The following is a 19,501-nucleotide window of genomic DNA, read 5'->3' as shown; positions in this document are numbered from 1 at the left end:
TCAGTTTGAATAGGCAGGATTATTGATTAGTTTCGTGAGAATAAGCGAGGAACACGAATGAAGTTTAAGATCGAATCAGATTACAAACCCACCGGCGACCAGCCAAAAGCGATAGAACAACTGGTAACCGGAATAAATAATAATGACCAATACCAAACCCTGCTTGGGGTGACGGGTTCTGGTAAAACATTCTCTGTAGCCAATGTTATCCAGGAAGTCCAAAAACCTACCCTGGTTTTGGCACATAACAAAACACTTGCTGCCCAGCTTTATTCAGAATTCAAACAATTCTTTCCCAATAATGCGGTGGAATATTTTGTAAGTTATTACGATTATTATCAGCCCGAAGCTTTTATTCCTACATCAGGAACTTATATTGAAAAGGATCTTTCGATTAACGAAGAAATTGAAAAATTACGACTCAGTACTACTTCTTCGCTGTTAAGCGGAAGAAGGGATGTGATTGTTGTGGCTTCGGTTTCTTGTTTGTATGGTATAGGTAATCCGGTGGAATTTCGTAAAAACGTAGTTTCTATTGAACGGGATATGCAAATTTCCCGGACAAAATTTCTGCATCAGTTAGTTCAAAGTTTGTATTCCCGAACCGAAGCTGAATTCTCACACGGTAATTTCAGGATTAAAGGAGATACCGTAGATGTTTTCCCAAGTTATGCCGATAATGCTTTCAGAATTCACTTTTTTGGAGATGAAATTGAAGAAATTGAAGCATTTGATCCGGGTACAAATGATATTATTGAGAAATATGAAAGGCTGAATATTTATCCTGCCAATATGTTCGTGACCTCGCCCGATGTGATGCAAAATGCCATTCATCACATCCAGGACGATCTTGTGAAGCAAGTAGATTACTTTAGAGATATTGGGAAGCATCTGGAAGCAAAACGTCTGGATGAAAGAACCAATTTCGACCTGGAAATGATTCGCGAACTTGGTTATTGTTCAGGGATTGAGAATTATTCTCGTTACCTGGATGGAAGGCAGCCCGGCACACGACCTTTCTGTCTTTTAGATTATTTCCCAGATGATTTTTTAATGGTAGTGGACGAAAGTCACGTAACCATTCCGCAGGTACACGCTATGTATGGTGGTGATAGGTCTAGGAAAGAGACTTTAGTTGAATATGGATTTAGGCTACCGGCCGCAATGGACAACCGACCCTTGAAATTTGAAGAATTCGAAGCTTTGCAAAATCAGGTGATTTATGTTAGTGCCACTCCCGCTGATTATGAATTGCAGAAATCTGAAGGTGTTTACGTGGAACAGGTAATTAGACCCACCGGACTTCTAGACCCTATAATTGAAGTACGACCCAGCTTAAATCAAATTGACGATCTCATTGAAGAAATTCACACCAGGAACGAAAAAGATCAAAGAACGCTAGTCACTACGCTTACTAAAAGAATGGCAGAAGAACTCACCAAATATCTTACCCGTATTAATATTAGGTGCCGTTACATTCACTCAGACGTTGATACTCTGGAACGAGTAGAAATTATGCAGGATTTACGCCGGGGATTGTTTGATGTTCTTATTGGAGTAAACCTGCTAAGAGAAGGTCTGGATCTTCCGGAAGTTTCCCTGGTAGCGGTTATTGATGCTGACAAGGAAGGATTTCTTAGAAGCAACCGGTCCCTTACCCAAACTATTGGTCGTGCCGCACGTCACGTAGAAGGAAAAGCGATTTTGTATGCCGACAAAATTACCGACAGTATGCAAAAAACCATAGATCAAACCGAATATCGAAGAAACAAGCAGATAAATTATAATAAAGAAAATAACATACGTCCGACGGCATTGGTTAAACGATTAGAGAATAGCACGCTAATCAAAGAAAAACTGGATGTATATGACGCTGAAAAACCATTAACTACTAAAGCTGCCGAAGCCGAGGTAGCCTATATGAGCAAACCAGATTTGGAAAAAAGAATTCGGGAAAAAAGAAAGGCCATGGAAAAAGCAGCAAAAGATCTGGACTTTATGGCGGCGGCAAAACACAGAGATGAAATAAAAATGCTTCAGAATAAAATTAAAGAAACGCAGGGCTAGGGAAATCCCTTATTATTAGTGGAAGCCGTAAAAAATATTTTTCAGAAAGTATATTTAAAAATCCAAAACACCCCTAACTAAAAAACACCTTAGTCTTAACCGGTATTTTTAGTAGGATGAAAAAAATTATACTTTTCTATTTTTTAATTTTAGCCACCACAGCTTTCTCCCAGGTAGGAATTGGAACTACCGAACCGGGAGCTCAATTAGATATAGTTGCTTCAGATAAGGACAGCCCGTCCAACATAGACGGAATATTAATTCCCCGTCTAAAGAAATTTCCCGCTCAAAAGCCCGGAAGTGCCCAACACGGAATGTTAGTTTTTCTTAGTGAGAATTTTAATAATTCACCATCAGGATTTTACTATTGGCATCATCAGGAAAACACATGGAAATCTATAGTTGCTGATGCTAAAGCAGCAAATTTTTATAAACCTAATTCTACCGAAAGCCCCGGTAATATTCAAGACAATATCTTCAGGAACGGAAATATTGGTATCGGGACTGAAGAGATTGAAAGCAAACTTCAAATCGCCATAAATCCAGATGATTCCCAGGATATTAAAAAAGGCCTTGAAATAGATAATAATAATTCTGCTGAAACCAGAAATACTTATGGAATTGAAATAAGGAATCGTAGTAAAACCAATGCGATCAAATATGGAATAAAGTTAAATATTTCTGGAGAAGGGGAAGGTGAGCGATATGGTCTTCATCTAAACACCAATAAAACAACCGGCAGCAGTAATATTTTTGGGATTTACAATAAAGTAGGTAGAACCGAAGGTGCTAACAGCAATAATTACGGAATTTTAACTGAAATTGGAACTTCCACCGGAAGAGGAAATATCTACGGAATTTACGCCCGTGCCGAAGGCAATTCTAGCTCGAGAGTTTTTGCCGGATATTTCGCTGGTCGTTTAGGAATAGGTCGAACTCAGGCTGAAGAATATATTTTTCCGGATTCCCGGGGAGCAGAGAATCAGATTTTAGTTTCAGATAATTCAGGTAAACTCGATTGGAAACACAACCACACCAGAAATTTTATAAGTACAGGAAGTCAAACTGGAACTTACACCATTGGGGAAGAAGTTTATTTCTTAAGGATTAACCCGAATATTTCAGCAATTACATTTCCTGATGCCTCGTCTAATAAAGGTCGGGAACTGGTATTAATAGGTAAGGGAAGTAGTACCACGCCGCTTAATTTCGTAAATGGAGATAAACTGGACGATATGCAGGATAATAGTATAACCAGTATATCAAATGGCGAAATCCTTACTATAATAAGTATAGGAACGCGTTGGTTGTTAATAGATAGATCTAATTAAATAAAAAAGCAGTAAAACTACCTCGGAGCAAGCTCACGAGGCATTCAGTAAAAACTATTGTTAATTTTCAAGGCAAGTCTCGGAGCATTTAAATCTCGATTATCGAGTAAAATTGATTTTACTGCTTTTTATAATTTAATCTTCAGCCTTATCCCCTTCCCATTCCATAAAGCCGCCTTCAAGATTGTAGGTATTTGCAAAACCCATCTGATCTAAAATTGTGCAGGCCTGTACACTGCGCTTTCCGGAACGGCAATAGATATAGTAATTCTTATCTTTATCAAGTTTTTCAACCTCATTTACAAATTCCTGGCCTTTATAGATATCAAGGTTTTTAGCTTTAGGGATATACCCCTCCTCTACTTCTTCTTCGGTTCTTACATCTAAAATCACCGCGTTTTCATCTTTTTTCAGCTGTGATTGCCATTCATCCTGACTAAGTTCTTTCATAAATTTTATTTTTTATTAATCCCCTTAACAAAGGTGATTTGTGATTCTTAATATATTTTTCAGTGTAAAGATATTGAAAGTTTTAAAAAACAGCGCCTCCATTTGCCATCGTTTCCGACTGAAAAAATTTAACATTTCTTTTAGAACAAAATTACAAAACTGACTTATATTTGTACATACAAATGTTGTTTAGACAAATGAAGATAGAAGATCAATTAAAAACGAATAATTTGCCACCGGCCAGGAAGCTAAGTCTTAGCATTTTGGTTACTGCAAATCTTATAGACGAGCAAGTGGCTACTGCCCTTAAGCCTTTTGATATTTCTATACAGCAATTTAATGTGCTTCGAATATTGAGAGGGCAAAAAGGAAAACCGGCAAATCTTAGCACTATACAGGAAAGAATGGTGAGTAAGATGAGTAATACCACCAGGTTGGTAGACAAACTTATCACCAAAGGCCTTACTGAAAGGGTTATTTGCGAAGCTAACCGTAGAAAAGTGGAAATAAGTATTACTGAAAAAGGTTTGGAGCTTTTGAAAGAAATTGACCCAAAAGTTGATGCAGTAGAAAAAGAGCTAATTCAGGATATTAGCGAAGAAGAAATTGAAATTGTTACTGATTGTTTAAATAAAATAAGAAAATAACTATGGAAAATTATATAGAAAACCTCAACTGGCGTTACGCCACCAAGAAATTTGATGCAGAAAAATCTTTAAGTCAGGAGGACGTAGAGAAACTTCAAAAAAGCATTCAGCTTTCAGCTTCTTCATACGGACTTCAGCCTTACGAGGTATTTGTGATTTCCGATAAGGAAACCAAAGAGAAATTAAAAGCGGCGGCCTGGAACCAGGCTCAACTTACTGATGCTTCACACGTATTTGTTTTTGTAGGACTTAAGAAATTGAATGAGGCTTATATAGATGCTTATCTGGAGAATATCAGTAAAATTCGAGAAGTTCAGGTACAGGATCTAAGCGGGCTAAAAGATATGTTAACCTCAAATATTTTAGGTAAAACCGAAGAACAGCAATCTGTTTGGGCTCAGAAACAAGCTTATATCGCGCTTGGAAATTTACTTTCTGCAGCAGCAAATTTAAAAATTGACACCTGCCCTATGGAAGGTTTTGATGCGCAAAAGTTTGATGAAATCCTGGGAATTTCAGGAACAAATTTAACTACTGCAGTGATAGCTACAGCTGGCTACCGAAGCGAAGAAGACCAATTGCAACACGCAAAAAAAGTTAGAAAACAAGAAGAAGAATTATTCCATTTAATATAAACCAAAATCAAATTAATTTAAATTAAAAATTGCTATGAAAAAGAATCTTTTAAAAACTGTATTTGCATCTGCATTTCTTGTATCATTTTTCTCGTTTACAACAGTGAATGCTCAGGATAAAAAAATTGATGTAAAAGAAAGCAACATTAACTGGGAAGGTGAAAAAGTAACCGGCTCTCACTATGGAACCATAGACCTTAAAAACGGACATTTTAGTATGGAAAACGGTGAACTTACCGGAGGGGAATTCGTAATAGACATGAGCTCTATCACCGTTACCGATCTTACTGGTGAAGATAAAGGAAAATTAGAAGGTCACTTAAAATCTGATGACTTCTTTGGAGTAAAAAACCATCCAACTTCAAAATTGGTTATTACAAGTGTTGCTAAAAAGAGCAATGGAACTTACGGTGTAGTTGCCAATCTTACTATAAAAGATAAAACAAATCCCGTGACTTTCGATTTAGATTGGGAAGCTAATTCAGCTTCTACAGAGCTAACTATAGACCGTTCTAAATATGATGTACGTTATGGTTCAGGGAGTTTCTTTGATAACCTTGGTGACCAAACCATCTACGATAATTTTGAACTTGAGGTAGAATTAAAATTCTAATTCTAAAGGGAAATTAATTGCTATAAAGAAAATTGAAAAAGAAAAATTAATAATTATTATGGAAAAACAAATCAATACCCAGGCTAGTAATATTGCCTGGAAAGGAAAAAAAGTTTTAGGATCACATTCAGGAACTATAGATCTTAAAGAAGGTAAATTAACATTGGAAAATGACGAAATTACAGGAGGTGAATTTGTAATGGATATGACCACAATTACCGTAACCGATCTTAAAGGCGACGATAAGGCAGGTTTGGAAGGTCACTTAAATTCAGATGATTTCTTTGGAGTAGATAATCACCCAACATCAAAACTGGTAATTACCAGCGTAGCTAAAAAAGACGACGGTACTTATGGTGTGGTTGGAGATCTTACTATTAAAGAAAACACCCATCCGGTAACTTTCGATTTAGATAAAAACGGAAATACTGCCACTACTAAATTGAGTATAGACCGTTCTAAATACAATGTGAAATACAATTCGGGTAGCTTTTTTAGCGGACTTGGAGATCAAACGATTTACGATAATTTCGATTTAAATATTGAGTTGAAATTCTAATAATTAGATTGCACAATTCCAGCCGGAAAAGTTAAATTTACTTTTCCGGCTTTTCTTTTTATAAAATCTCCTTGTTTATTTAAAAGAGCTTTCTATCTTTGAAGCAATGAAAGCCAATAATTGGCATTTATTATATTTTATGAAAACAATTACAACAAATACCTGGTGGTGGAAAAATTTACGTCAAACGTCGTGAAGTAACATCGCTATAGTATAATCTCATACAAAAGGCTTGTCTCACGACAAGCCTTTTTTTATATAAGAAATTTGAAAATTAACCTCCGCCTTCGCGGGAGTGACAGAAATAAATAATTTATGTATCAACTAAAGACCACCTATAAAAAACTCCTTGCCGATACCATTACACCGGTGAGTGTTTATTTAAAAGTTCGGGACAAATATCCTAACAGTCTCTTGCTGGAAAGTAGTGACTATCACGCCAACGATAATAGTTTCTCCTATATATGCTGCAATCCTATCGCTTCTATTAAAGTTCAAAACGAGGTGATTACCGAAGTTTTTCCTGACGGAAGTAAAAAAACAACAGAGATCACTCCTGAAGTTAACGTACCTCAGCAAATTCAGGAATTTTCCAAACAATTCGAAACTGAAGATTCTGATTTTAAATTCATCAATAACGGACTCTTTGGCTATATCGCTTATGACGGAGTTAGGTATTTTGAAGATTTAGAGATTAAAAAGCGAAATGGTGATCTTAAACTTCCGGATATCTATTACGCAGTTTATCAAAATATCATCGCTATAAATCATTTTAATAACGAAGCCTACATTTTTGATCACAGCTACGATACCGATTCAAAAATCGCTGAAATCGAGCAACTAATAAAAGTCAAAAATTTCGCAACTTATAATTTTGAACGTCAGCAGGAACCAATTTCTAACCTTACCGACGAAGAATTCAGGGAAAATGTACGATTAGGAAAAAAGCACTGCTATCGTGGTGACGTTTTTCAAATTGTGCTTTCGCGCAGATTTTCTCAGAAATTTAAGGGAGATGAATTCAATGTTTATCGTGCATTGCGTAGCGTAAATCCTTCACCCTACCTTTTTTATTTTGATTATGGAAACTTTAAAATATTTGGAAGTTCGCCTGAAGCACAATTAGTAGTTCAGGACGGGCAGGCAGAAATCCATCCAATTGCCGGAACTTTTAAACGTACCGGAAATGATGAAGAAGACGCTGAACTAGCCAAAAAACTAGCTGCCGATGAAAAAGAAAATGCCGAACATGTAATGTTGGTTGATCTGGCTCGTAACGACTTAAGCCGACATGGAAGTAATGTGAAGGTTGAAAAATATAGAGAAATTCAGTTTTTCTCCCACGTGATCCATTTAGTAAGTAAAGTTACTGGCACCAAAGATCCAAAAACACCTACAATGCAGGTGGTGGCTGATACTTTTCCGGCAGGAACTTTAAGCGGTGCACCAAAACACAGCGCGATGAAGCTGATAGAGAAATACGAAAATGTAAATCGTGATGCCTACGGCGGCGCGATCGGTTTTATGGATTTCCACGGAAATTTTAATCACGCTATTATCATTAGATCTTTTGTAAGTAAAGATCATCAATTGCATTATCAAGCCGGCGCAGGTGTGGTTTCAGAATCTGTAGAAGAAAACGAATTACAGGAAGTTTACAATAAACTCGGGGCATTAACCAAGGCATTGGATATCGCTGAAGATATATAAGGAATAAAAACAATACGTCATCCTGAATTTATTTCATGATCTAACATATTAGAATCTGAAACGATCCCGAAGCTTCGGGACAGATTGACGCAACTTTGAGTATTTAAAAATAGAATTTTACACCAGGTAGAATGAAAAAAATATTAGTTATAGATAATTACGATTCTTTTGTGTACAACCTTGTACATTATTTAGAAGAATTGGATTGTGAGGTCACGGTAATAAGAAACGACCAGTTAGAGTTGGAAGATGTAGAGGAATATGATAAGATTCTGCTTTCTCCCGGTCCCGGAATTCCCAGTGAAGCCGGTTTATTAAAACCTATCATAGAAAAATATGCTTCTTCAAAAAGCATTTTAGGAGTTTGCCTTGGGCAACAAGCGATAGGGGAAGTTTTCGGCGGGACGTTGGGCAATCTGGAATCTGTTTATCACGGCATTGCCACCACGATGGACCTTTGTGTAGACGACGAACCCCTTTTTAAAGATCTCCCAAAAACAATGAAGGTAGGTCGTTATCATTCCTGGGTAGTTTTAAAAGAACTCCCCGATTCTCTGGAAGCTACTTCCTACGATGAAAAAGGGCAAATTATGTCGCTCCGCCACCGTGAGTTTGATGTGCGTGGAGTTCAGTTTCACCCAGAATCGGTATTGACTCCAGATGGAAAAAAAATGATTCAGAATTGGGTGAACAGTTAGGTCATTTCCCCAGCTTGTGCTGAATTTATTCAGTAAAGGTGGAAATCTCTAAACAACGCGAAGTTTATGTTTCAAAAGACTCCCACCTTTGTGGGAGTGACAAAGTGCAATTAAACAGATTCCCGTCTTCACGGGAATGACAAAATAAATTATGAAAGAACTACTAAACAGGCTTATTAACCACGAAACCATCTCCAAAGATGAAGCGAAGCAGGCGCTTTTCAGTATTTCCAATGGAGAATATAACGAAAGCCAGATCGCCGCATTTCTCACGGTTTATATGATGCGTAGCATCACCATTGAAGAACTAGAGGGATTTCGGGATGCGCTTTTAGAACTTTGTGTAGCCATAGATTTGAGTGATTATAACCCGATAGATCTCTGCGGAACCGGTGGTGATGGGAAAAACACATTTAATATTTCTACCACTTCCTCTTTTGTAACGGCAGGAGCGGGAGTAAATGTGGCAAAACACGGAAACTACGGAGTTTCTTCGGTAAGTGGTAGTTCTAATGTTATGGAAAGCCTGGGAATTAAATTTAGTAATGATCCCGGTTTCCTTGAAAAATGTATCGCCGAAGCCGGGATATGTGTGTTGCACGCTCCCCTATTCCACCCGGCCATGAAAAACGTCGCGCCAATTCGAAAGTCGCTTGCGGTAAAGACTTTTTTCAATATGCTGGGACCAATGGTAAATCCTGCTTTTCCGCAAAATCAGCTTGTAGGAGTTTTTAACCTGGAACTAGCCAGAATGTATGGTTACCTATATCAAAACACCGATAAGAATTTTACTATTTTGCATGCTTTAGATGGTTACGATGAAATTTCCCTTACCGGAAATACCAAAACCATTTCCAATAATACCGAAGGAATGCTGAGCCCCGAAGATTTTGGAGTAGAAACTTTAAATCAGAAAGAAATTGCCGGTGGCGGTTCTATAGAAAGTTCTGCAGAAATCTTTGTGAATATATTAAAAGGAAAAGGTACCCAGGCCCAAAATAACGTGGTTTGCGCCAACGCCGGAATGGCGATCGCCACGGCAAAACAAATTAGTGTCAAAGAAGGTTTTGAAACTGCTCGGGAATCTATAAATTCTGGGAAAGCTTTAAAGGCATTGGAGAAGTTACAGGAATTGAGTAGATAAGAAATCTTCGTCATTACGAAAGAGGAACGATTGAAGCAATCTTTTGAATAGAATTGCTAATATAAAAACAGATTGCCACAGGCTTCGCCTTCGCAATGACGAGAATTAAAAACCGAAATCGTAACCGAGAACAGACAACAAAAAATGAACATTTTAGATAAAATAATAGCCGATAAACATAAAGAACTGGTCTTAAAAAAACTGATAGTTCCTGTTTCCCAATTGGAACAATCGGCGCTTTTTGAGCGCGAAACAGTTTCTCTGGCAGAAAAATTAAGAACCAGTAAAACCGGGATTATTGCTGAACATAAAAGACGTTCCCCTTCAAAATCAGTTATTAACCAGGATCTAAATCTTGAAGATGTAGCCAAAGGTTATGAAGATGCTGGAATTTCAGGAATGTCTGTACTAACCGATGGGAAGTATTTTGGCGGATCTTTAGACGACTTACTTTATGCTCGTGCGGCGGTTAAAATGCCATTACTGCGAAAGGAATTTATTATTGATGAATATCAACTTTTGGAAGCAAGGGCTCACGGGGCTGATGTGATTTTACTTATCGCTGCGGTACTGGAGCGGGAAGAAATTAAAAGACTTTCAGAATTTGCAAAAAGTATAGGCCTTGAAGTATTACTGGAAGTGCATAACGAAGAAGAATTGCAAAAGTCTATTGTGCCGAGTTTAGATATGCTGGGCGTAAATAACCGGAATTTAAAGACTTTTGAAGTATCCACCGACATTAGCAAAAAGCTTTCAGAAAAGATCCCCGAGGATTTTGTAAAAGTTTCTGAAAGCGGAATTAGCTCGGTTGAAGCTATTAAAGATTTGCAGCAATTTGGCTACAAAGGCTTTTTAATTGGTGAGAATTTTATGAAAACTAATAACCCGGGGAAAGCTGCAGAGGAATTTGTAAAAACATTGAATAAATTATAAATAAAAAACGTCATTGCGATTCTGATGAAATCAGAAGAAGCAATCTTTTGTTGGAAAAATGAAAAACATAAAACTCAAAATCTGTGGGATGAAGCATCCCGAAAACATCAACGAAGTTGCGAAACTTCAGCCTGATTATATGGGGTTTATTTTTTACGAAAAAACTCCCAGGTATTTCGAGGCTAAGCTGCCAGAAATTTCTTCAGCAATTAAAAAAACCGGCGTTTTTGTTGATGAAGAGATCGATATTATTCTTGAGAGAATTAAAGAGCACGATCTAAATGCAATTCAGTTACACGGAGCAGAAAGTGCGGCTTTTTGCGCTGAATTAAAAACCCTATTGATTGAAACCGAGGTAGAAATCATAAAGGTGTTTTCTATTAAAGACGATTTCGATTTTAAGCGTTTAAAGGAATATGAAACTGTTGTGGATTTTTTCCTTTTTGATACTAAAGGGAAAAATAAAGGCGGTAACGGAATTACTTTTAATTGGGAAGTTTTAAAAGATTATCCTTCAAAAAAACCTTTTTTCCTAAGTGGAGGAATTGGACCGGAAGCAGTTGAAGCTATTCAAGAACTCGAAGCCTATTTTGAAGAAAATGGTAAAGAAAATTTGCTTTATGCCATAGATGTAAATAGTAAGTTTGAAGAGAAAGCTGGTTTTAAGAATCTTGAAAAATTAAAAGAGTTTAAAAAGCGGTTTTAATAATAACTACGTCATTGCGATCCCGATAGGGAGAAGCAATCTTTTGTTTAAAATTATAAATATTGCCACGGGCGATGCCCTCACAATGACGAGATAGAAATTAGTGAATTCGTGGCGAAAACTACTATACCCAAGTCCTGCAAGGTTTCCAAAACCTTGTAGGTATGTTAAAAAACATTTGGGCGGAAGACTATTTAATAAAAAATTAGTGCATTCGAAGCACTCAAATAAAACAAATAAAAATGAGCTATCAGGCTAACGAAAAAGGATATTACGGCGATTTTGGCGGAGCTTTTATTCCCGAAATGCTCTATCCCAATGTAGAGGAGTTGCGTTCGCAATACCTGGATATTATGAAAGAGGAATCTTTTCAGAAAGAGTTTAAAGATTTGTTGCGTGATTATGTAGGTCGCCCAACTCCGCTATATTATGCAGAGCGTTTCAGTAAGAAATACGGAACAAAGATTTACCTAAAACGGGAAGATCTTTGCCATACCGGTGCTCACAAGGTTAATAACACCGTAGGTCAAATTTTAATGGCAAAACGCCTTGGAAAAGACCGCATAATCGCTGAAACCGGTGCTGGCCAGCATGGTGTAGCTACGGCCACCGTTTGTGCGCTTATGGGCATTGAATGTATTGTCTATATGGGCGAAATTGATATTGAACGACAAGCGCCAAATGTTGCCAGAATGAAGATGCTTGGAGCCAAAGTGGTTCCGGCAAAATCGGGAAGCCGAACCTTAAAAGATGCCACGAACGAGGCGATTCGGGATTGGATTAACAATCCGCTGGATACCCATTATATTATTGGTTCCGTGGTTGGGCCGCATCCCTACCCCGATATGGTAGCGAGATTTCAGGCGGTGATTTCTGAGGAAATTAAAGTTCAGCTGAAAGAAAAAGAAAATCGGGAAAACCCTGATTATGTGGTTGCCTGTGTAGGTGGTGGAAGTAATGCAGCCGGAATTTATTATCATTATTTAGACAATCCGGAAGTTGGGATTATCGCGGTGGAAGCAGCTGGAAAAGGCATACAAAGCGGTGAAAGTGCCGCGACCTCTGCTTTGGGAAAAGAAGGTATTATTCACGGCAGTAAAACGCTGCTGATGCAAACCGATGACGGACAAATTACCGAACCTTATTCAATTTCCGCCGGACTGGACTATCCTGGTGTGGGCCCAATGCACGCCAATTTATTTAGAAGTGGCCGTGGAGAGTTTATTTCCATAACCGATAAGGCCGCGATGGATGCTGGCCAGGAACTTGCAAAATTGGAAGGAATTATTCCGGCAATTGAAACTTCTCACGCCCTGGCGATTTTTGAAGATCGAAAGTTTAAAAAAGATGATGTAGTTGTGATTAATCTTTCGGGGCGTGGCGATAAAGATTTGAGCACATATATTGATTATTTCGATCTTTAGCATAAGACCTCACAGGTTTTGAAAACCTGTAAGGTAACTACTAAACTAATAAAAAAATTGCCGCGGGCAACGCCCTCGCAATGACGAAGAACATATTAGTGTTCGTGGCAAGAAAATAAAACAACCTAGATTCTGAAATGAATTCAGAATGACGATTTATAAGATTTTTGAAAATGAATAGAATAAATAAAAAACTTAAGGAAGAGCAAAAGATGCTTTCTATCTATTTTACCGCCGGTTATCCTGAACCTGAAGATACAGTTTCCATTATTCAGGATTTAGAAAAAAACGGCGTTGATTTTATTGAAATCGGTTTGCCTTTTAGCGATCCCCTCGCTGATGGTCCAACTATCCAGGAGAGTTCTACCAAGGCGCTAAAAAGTGGGATAACCACCAATAGACTCTTTGAACAGCTTAAAGGAATTAGAGATTCTGTGGAAATTCCACTGGTTATTATGGGATATTTTAATCCAATTCTTCAGTATGGTGTAGAAAAATTCTGTAAAAAATGTGCTGAAACCGGAATTGACGGACTTATAATTCCAGATCTTCCCGTTGATGTTTATAATGAAGAATACAAATCGATTTTCGAGGAAAACGGGCTTCAGAATATTTTCCTGATCACGCCGCAAACTTCTGAAGAGCGTATTCGCTTTATCGATTCAGTTTCTAACGGATTCATCTATATGGTAAGTACCGCGAGTGTTACCGGTTCTACTTCCGGATTTAGTGAGGAAACCCGGGATTATTTTAAAAGAATTTCAAAAATGAAACTTCAGAATCCACAAATTGTAGGTTTTGGAATTAGCGACGAAGAAACTTTTAACCAGGCTACTGAATATGCAAAAGGCGCCATTATTGGTTCGGCGTTTATTAAACACCTCAACGCTAATGGGAAAAATAATATAGGCGATTTTGTGAAAAACATCAGACCGGTTTAACCAAATTCTAACATGGTCTTGGCAGGTTTTAAGATTCTGAATTATTATCTTAGTAAGTGAATCAAAAAAACAACAATTATGGGCGGTCCAATTGAAGATAATAAAAGAAAAAGAGAGAAAGGTCAGGAAAATCCAACCAACCCAACGGGGAAAACTGATAAACAGACCAATAAGGTTGATATTGATGAAAAAACCATAAAAGACCAACAGAATAAAAAGTAATTTATGGGACGTGGAGATAAAAAAACGAAACGCGGAAAAATTGCGATCGGTACTCATGGAAAATTAAGACCTAAACGTAAAAAGTTTAAGGTAAAACCAACCACCATGGCCGAACAGGAAAAGAAAGAATTACAGTAGTTGTAAGTTGACTACGTCTGAAAACCCTGAATTTGAAAGTTTATACTTTTAGATTTAGGGTTTTTGTTTTTTCTAAACTTATTGTATATACCAAATATCTAAGTTCGTTACCCTGAATTCATTTCAGAGCCAGCCCCGATTTTTCATCGGGGTCTAAGTTCAGGTTAGATGCTGAAACGATCCCGAAGCTTCGGGACAGCCTTACGGGTGGCTCGCTCGGAATGATGGTAAAGAGACTGCCGCCACGAATACACGAATAATTTGAATTGTCATTGCGAGGAGACGCAGTCGACGTAGCAATCTGTTCTTAATTAGTTGAATTTAGCACTTCCTGATTAATAAAAGATCACCGCCCTACGTACCTTCGCTCGCCATGACGAATATTAAATACTTTAAAACCACTCTCTGTACTGCATCACTCTAAAATCTATGGTGTTAAAATTCTTATCCTTGCGCTTTAACTGTTTATAAAGTTCCATACTACCAATAGCTCGATTGGCCGAACCCGATGGAGCGGTTAAAGAAACCGTTTTTATAAGTCGGCCGTTTAGCACAAACTGGTGAATCCTGGGTACCTCGTTAGAAATCACTTTTAACCTCATATCACTTTCAACTTCTTTTAGATGTCGTCTAAAAAAATACTCAGGGCCATTTTTAGAATTTCCACCGGTAAAAAGCAGGGTTTCTATTTTTGGATGTTTTTCTAAAATCCCCACCATATTCCTAAGTTCTACATTTTGCATCCCAAGATCGGAAGCATCTACCTTTTCCCTCCTACTGCTTTCTACCATATCACAGATACCAATTCCTCTTTTTTCAAGGAAATCTTTACGTTGCTCAATAGCTGCTTCCGTAGTTTCAAATTTTAGATCGAGATCAAAAATATTATCTAAAACGATCCATAAAAGTCCGTCACGGCTACCATAGCAAAAGTTTACGTCTCCTTTCTTAAATTCCCCTTTCGTAAATCTTGGAGGCGGTAGTGTGCCTACAATTAGTTTTGTAGCATTTTTCGGAATAAAAGGTTTATAAGGATGTGTGTGGTGAAACATTGCGCTTCGCGGTTTTACGTTGGTTTAGGATTATTTTTTAATCTTCCCAGATAAAAGCTGTGTTTGGTTCTATCTGCCCTTCATTTCTTTTGCTCGTCCAAAATAAACGAAGCAAAGAAAAAGACGCCTTTTTCAAGGAATTTTTTGGCAAAAATGCCAAAAAACCGTAGCCAAAACCTCACGAAAATCCGATAAAAAATCGGACTTTCTGAATCTCGAGGTTTTGACTACCTATTCTGCGAAAAAGAATTTTAATTGAATATTAATTCAACCTATTCTTTCAGCTTAATAACCAAATCATCTGCAAAAACCATGGTGCCTTCTTTATGAATTATTTCATCTATTTCGCCTTCATTATTAGCCGTGATGGTGGTTTCCATTTTCATGGCTTCAATTACAAATAATGGTTCGTTCTTTTTTACTTTTTGACCTTTTTCGACTAAAATTGAAGAAATAGAACCCTGAATTGGTGCACCTACTTCTTTATCATTAGACTTATCGATCTTTTGGTGAACCACTTTTTCAACCTTAACCGACTTATCCTGAATTTTCACCGTTCTGGTTTGTCCGTTTACTTTAAAAAACGCATCTACCAGTCCATCTTCATCTGCAGTTCCAACCGATAAGAATTCGATAAGTAGAGTTTTCCCCTTATCCATTTCTACGGTAATCTCTTCTCCGGGTTGCATTCCGTAGAAAAAATTAGGAGTCGGAATATTCATTACCTCTCCAAATTTCCGATAATGATTAAAATATTCGGTAAATACTTTTGGATATAATTTATAAGAAAGGAAATCGGTCATTTCCAGTTTCCGGCCCATTCCTTCTTTAAAAATATCGCAGAATTCCTTGAATTCTTTTTCAAAATCTATAGGTTCTAAATGGGCATTAGGCCTATCGGTATAAGGTTTTTGATCTTTCAAAATAATCTTTTGCAACTCAGCAGGAAAACCGCCGTGAGGTTGACCTAAATCACCTTTAAAGAAATTTACCACCGACTGCGGGAAAGAAAGGTTTTCGCCTTTTTCCATCACATCTTCAATACTCAAATTATTGCTCACCAGGTACTGCGCCATATCGCCCACTACCTTACTACTCGGAGTAACTTTAATAATATCGCCAAAGAGCTTATTTACTTTAGAATACATCGCGGTAATCTCGTGAAACCTGGAAGCCAGGCCTAAAGATTCGGCTTGAGGTTTAAGATTAGAATATTGCCCGCCAGGAATTTCGTGTTTGTAAACATCGGCAGTACCAGCTTTAAGTCCGCTTTCAAATGGGAAATAATACTTTCTTACCGCCTCCCAATAATGCGAATACTCATTGAGCTTTTCCATATTGAAATCGGCTTTACGCTCGCCAGATTTCGTCATTTCCACCAGGGAATTAAAATTAGGCTGCGAGGTAAGTCCGGAAAGTCCACCCAGCGCCACATCTACCACATCTACCCCGGCCTCTATGGCTTTTAAGTAAGTAGCCGCCTGTATAGACGAAGTATCGTGAGTATGCAAGTGTACCGGAATATTGATCTCAGATTTTAATGCGGAAACCAGTTCGCCGGCAGCGTATGGTTTTAGCAGCCCGGCCATATCTTTTATCGCCAAAATATGAGCCCCCGCATTTTCAATATCTTTCGCTAGCTGAAGGTAATATTCCAAATTATATTTACCCTTTGTGTCAAGTATATCGCCGGTGTAACAAATTGAAGCTTCAGCAAGACCTGAAGTGTTTTTCCGTACATATTCTATACAGGGCGCGATAGATTTCATCCAGTTCAGAGAATCGAAAATTCTAAAAATATCCACCCCGTTTTCCCAGGCTTCAGCTACAAATTTTTCGATCAAATTATCGGGATAAGCGGTATACCCAACCCCGTTAGAACCTCTCATTAGCATTTGTAGCAAGATATTTGGCATTGCTTTCCGAAGTAATTGCAAGCGTTCCCACGGATTTTCTCTTAAAAACCTTAAACAAACGTCAAACGTGGCGCCTCCCCATACTTCCATACTGAATGTTTCGGGATGATTTTTAGCAAAACCTTCAGCTACTTTCAGCATATCTGTACTTCGCATCCTGGTGGCGAGCAAACTTTGGTGTGCATCTCTAAAAGTAGTATCGGTAAAATGAATCTTCTTTTCATTCTTTAACCATTCGGCAAACTTTTCGGGGCCCAGTTCGGTAAGCAGATCTTTGGTTCCTTTTGGGTATGCCGCAGGGTGATCAAAAGCAGGAACATCGGCTTTTATAAGTTTTGGTTTTTCTATTATTTCCTTTACATCGGGATTTCCGTTCACCACTACATCTCCTAGAAATTCTACCATTCTGGTAGCGCGGTTACGGGTTTCTTTCAGTTTAAAAAGTTCCGGATTATTAGCGATAAAATTCACCGTCACGCTGCCATCCCTGAATTTCTCATGCTGAAGAATATTATCTAAAAACGGAATATTGGTTTTCACCCCTCGAATCCTGAATTCAGCTAAAGCCCGACGCATTTTACGGCAGGCACCGTCTAAAGTTCTACCACTAGCAGAAATTTTTACAAGCATAGAATCAAAAAATGGCGAAATGGTGACGCCCTGATATAAACTCCCGGCATCCAGCCTAATCCCAAATCCGGAAGCACTTCTGTACGTGGTTATGGTACCATAATCAGGTTGAAAATCGTTGGCGGGATCTTCGGTGGTAATTCTACATTGCAGAGCAAATCCGTTTGTGCTAAGGGATTCCTGATCTTTAATTTTTATCTGCTCGTCACTTAGTTTATATCCACCGGCAATAAACAACTGCGCTTTAACCAGGTCTATACCGGTAACGACTTCGGTAACGGTATGTTCTACCTGAATTCGTGGATTCACCTCGATAAAGTAAATACTGCCATCGTGATCGACCAGGAATTCTACTGTACCAATATTATTATAATTCACCGCTTTACAAATATTCACGGCATACTCATAAAGTTTCTCCTTGGTAGTTTGGTCAAGGTTATAGGAAGGTGCGAATTCAATCACCTTTTGGTAACGGCGTTGCACAGAGCAATCACGCTCAAAAAGGTGCACCATATTCCCGTGGTTGTCTCCCACGATCTGGATCTCAATATGCTTCGGATTTTCAATAAATTTTTCAATAAAAACAGTATCATCTCCAAAGGCATTCAGTGCCTCGCGTTTAGATTCTGAAAAAGCTTTTCTCAATTCAGCTTCTTCCCTAAGCACTCGCATTCCGCGGCCTCCACCACCGCTGGCGGCTTTCAGCATAATGGGATAGCCGATACGGTTGGCTTCTTCAATAGCAATATCCAGACTTTCCAGATCTTTTTCGTTGCTCTGAATCACCGGCACATTGTTTTTTACCGCTACTGTTTTGGCGGTGACTTTATCGCCCAGGCTTTTTAATACCGAAACCTCTGGCCCAATAAAAATAATATTGTTGTCTTTACAGGCTTGAGCAAAATCGGCGTTTTCTGAGAGAAATCCGTAACCGGGATGAATAGCATCAGCCCCCACCTCTTTGGCGGTATTGATTATCGCATCTATATCCAGGTAAGGTTTTAAGGGCTCTTTATCGGGGCCTATTTGGTAAGATTCATCGGCCTTATAGCGGTGCAGAGAGTAGCGATCTTCAAAGGTAAAGATACCTACCGTTCTTATTCCTATTTCAGTGCAGGCTCTAAAAATTCGAATCGCGATTTCCCCACGATTGGCTACTAATACTTTTTGAATCATCATGTTTTTGGCTGAGTTAATTAGCAATAGTTAGTTATTGCCGTAAACTATTAAAACATTCAGAAGTATGGGATATTTTTATGCTAAATTTTATATAAAAGTTTTTTCGGTTTTCGGTTGTGGGTTCCCGGTTGGCAGTTGTGAGTTTTGAGTTTTCGGTTATCGGTTGTGAGTTCTTGGTTCTTGTATGTTTGTTGTTGAGGGTTTATTATTTTGGGTTGCGCATCATTGCGAGAATGCAGTAGCGGGAAGTGGCAATCTATTCTGTGTCTTGAATTAGTAGTTGGTAATGTTGATTTCAGAATTTAACCCCTACTCTCTTTTTTCTAGCTTTTTTCTCTTATCCTTTACTCTTAACTTTTCTCTCTTACCTTTTCACTTTTAACTTCTATGTTGTAATCCAAGTTTTCTCTTATTTTATTTGCCTATAAAAAAATTAAAACACTGAAAAACAAATAATTAATGTTTTGTATAGGTTAAAAAAAACATGATGATGCCACTTAAAACCA

At 38.1% G+C, this 19,501-nt stretch carries 18 protein-coding genes; 15 read left to right on the top strand and 3 right to left on the bottom strand.

The features are described from left to right. Positions 1-57 precede the first annotated feature (57 nt). The gene (uvrB, locus tag J0871_RS09170; RefSeq protein WP_208224946.1) at positions 58-2,067 is read left to right on the top strand and encodes an excinuclease ABC subunit UvrB; all 2,010 of its coding nucleotides are present in this window, start codon (positions 58-60) and stop codon (positions 2,065-2,067) included. A 116-nt stretch (positions 2,068-2,183) separates the two neighbouring features. Beyond that, the gene (locus tag J0871_RS09165; RefSeq protein WP_208224945.1) at positions 2,184-3,398 is read left to right on the top strand and encodes a hypothetical protein; all 1,215 of its coding nucleotides are present in this window, start codon (positions 2,184-2,186) and stop codon (positions 3,396-3,398) included. Between the two features lie 135 nt (positions 3,399-3,533). Here J0871_RS09165 and J0871_RS09160 read toward each other — a convergent pair whose 3' ends face one another. Beyond that, positions 3,534-3,848 carry a rhodanese-like domain-containing protein gene (locus tag J0871_RS09160; protein WP_208224944.1) on the bottom strand — a complete coding sequence of 105 codons (315 nt, stop codon included), beginning with the start codon at positions 3,846-3,848 and terminating at the stop codon, positions 3,534-3,536. Between the two features lie 197 nt (positions 3,849-4,045). On the opposite strand from J0871_RS09160, the gene J0871_RS09155 reads away from it, so the two are divergent. The 13 genes from J0871_RS09155 to J0871_RS09095 all read left to right on the top strand — a co-directional run bounded on the left by J0871_RS09155 (position 4,046) and on the right by J0871_RS09095 (position 14,218). Beyond that, complete coding sequence (locus tag J0871_RS09155; RefSeq protein WP_075326250.1) at positions 4,046-4,495, top strand: MarR family transcriptional regulator; 450 nt, start codon at positions 4,046-4,048, stop codon at positions 4,493-4,495. Between the two features lie 2 nt (positions 4,496-4,497). After that, entirely contained in the window at positions 4,498-5,130 is a 633-nt protein-coding gene (locus J0871_RS09150; RefSeq protein ID WP_208224943.1) for an NAD(P)H-dependent oxidoreductase, read from the top strand. 34 nt (positions 5,131-5,164) lie between these two features. Further along, positions 5,165-5,743: a YceI family protein gene (locus J0871_RS09145; RefSeq protein WP_208224942.1), complete on the top strand. Its 579-nt coding sequence runs from the start codon at positions 5,165-5,167 to the stop codon at positions 5,741-5,743. A gap of 58 nt (positions 5,744-5,801) precedes the next feature. Beyond that, positions 5,802-6,302 (top strand): YceI family protein, encoded by a 501-nt coding sequence (locus J0871_RS09140; protein ID WP_093301993.1) that lies wholly within the window; start codon positions 5,802-5,804, stop codon positions 6,300-6,302. Between the two features lie 315 nt (positions 6,303-6,617). Then, complete coding sequence (locus J0871_RS09135; protein ID WP_208224941.1) at positions 6,618-8,012, top strand: anthranilate synthase component I family protein; 1,395 nt, start codon at positions 6,618-6,620, stop codon at positions 8,010-8,012. A gap of 131 nt (positions 8,013-8,143) precedes the next feature. Next, positions 8,144-8,710: an aminodeoxychorismate/anthranilate synthase component II gene (locus J0871_RS09130; RefSeq protein WP_208224940.1), complete on the top strand. Its 567-nt coding sequence runs from the start codon at positions 8,144-8,146 to the stop codon at positions 8,708-8,710. 151 nt (positions 8,711-8,861) lie between these two features. Further along, on the top strand, positions 8,862-9,854 hold the full coding sequence (gene trpD / locus J0871_RS09125; RefSeq protein WP_208224939.1) for an anthranilate phosphoribosyltransferase: 993 nt from the start codon (positions 8,862-8,864) through the stop codon (positions 9,852-9,854). A 144-nt stretch (positions 9,855-9,998) separates the two neighbouring features. Further along, positions 9,999-10,787 (top strand): indole-3-glycerol phosphate synthase TrpC, encoded by a 789-nt coding sequence (trpC, locus tag J0871_RS09120; RefSeq protein WP_208224938.1) that lies wholly within the window; start codon positions 9,999-10,001, stop codon positions 10,785-10,787. A 58-nt stretch (positions 10,788-10,845) separates the two neighbouring features. Further along, positions 10,846-11,493 (top strand): phosphoribosylanthranilate isomerase, encoded by a 648-nt coding sequence (locus tag J0871_RS09115; RefSeq protein WP_243870444.1) that lies wholly within the window; start codon positions 10,846-10,848, stop codon positions 11,491-11,493. A 242-nt stretch (positions 11,494-11,735) separates the two neighbouring features. Then, positions 11,736-12,917, top strand: a complete 1,182-nt coding sequence (trpB, locus tag J0871_RS09110; protein ID WP_208224937.1) for a tryptophan synthase subunit beta — start codon at positions 11,736-11,738, stop codon at positions 12,915-12,917. Positions 12,918-13,090: 173 nt separating this feature from the next. After that, positions 13,091-13,858, top strand: a complete 768-nt coding sequence (gene trpA / locus J0871_RS09105; RefSeq protein WP_208224936.1) for a tryptophan synthase subunit alpha — start codon at positions 13,091-13,093, stop codon at positions 13,856-13,858. Between the two features lie 78 nt (positions 13,859-13,936). Then, positions 13,937-14,080 (top strand): hypothetical protein, encoded by a 144-nt coding sequence (locus tag J0871_RS09100; protein ID WP_177195633.1) that lies wholly within the window; start codon positions 13,937-13,939, stop codon positions 14,078-14,080. Positions 14,081-14,083: 3 nt separating this feature from the next. Then, positions 14,084-14,218 carry a 30S ribosomal protein THX gene (locus tag J0871_RS09095; RefSeq protein ID WP_070054019.1) on the top strand — a complete coding sequence of 45 codons (135 nt, stop codon included), beginning with the start codon at positions 14,084-14,086 and terminating at the stop codon, positions 14,216-14,218. A gap of 392 nt (positions 14,219-14,610) precedes the next feature. Here J0871_RS09095 and J0871_RS09090 read toward each other — a convergent pair whose 3' ends face one another. Continuing rightward, complete coding sequence (locus tag J0871_RS09090; protein WP_208224935.1) at positions 14,611-15,270, bottom strand: uracil-DNA glycosylase family protein; 660 nt, start codon at positions 15,268-15,270, stop codon at positions 14,611-14,613. Positions 15,271-15,542: 272 nt separating this feature from the next. After that, positions 15,543-18,995: a pyruvate carboxylase gene (locus J0871_RS09085; RefSeq protein ID WP_208224934.1), complete on the bottom strand. Its 3,453-nt coding sequence runs from the start codon at positions 18,993-18,995 to the stop codon at positions 15,543-15,545. Positions 18,996-19,501 lie beyond the last annotated feature (506 nt).

This window comes from Salegentibacter sp. BDJ18 (assembly GCF_017579965.1).
Classification (GTDB): domain Bacteria; phylum Bacteroidota; class Bacteroidia; order Flavobacteriales; family Flavobacteriaceae; genus Salegentibacter.
This window is presented reverse-complemented; position numbering and strand designations above follow the sequence as displayed.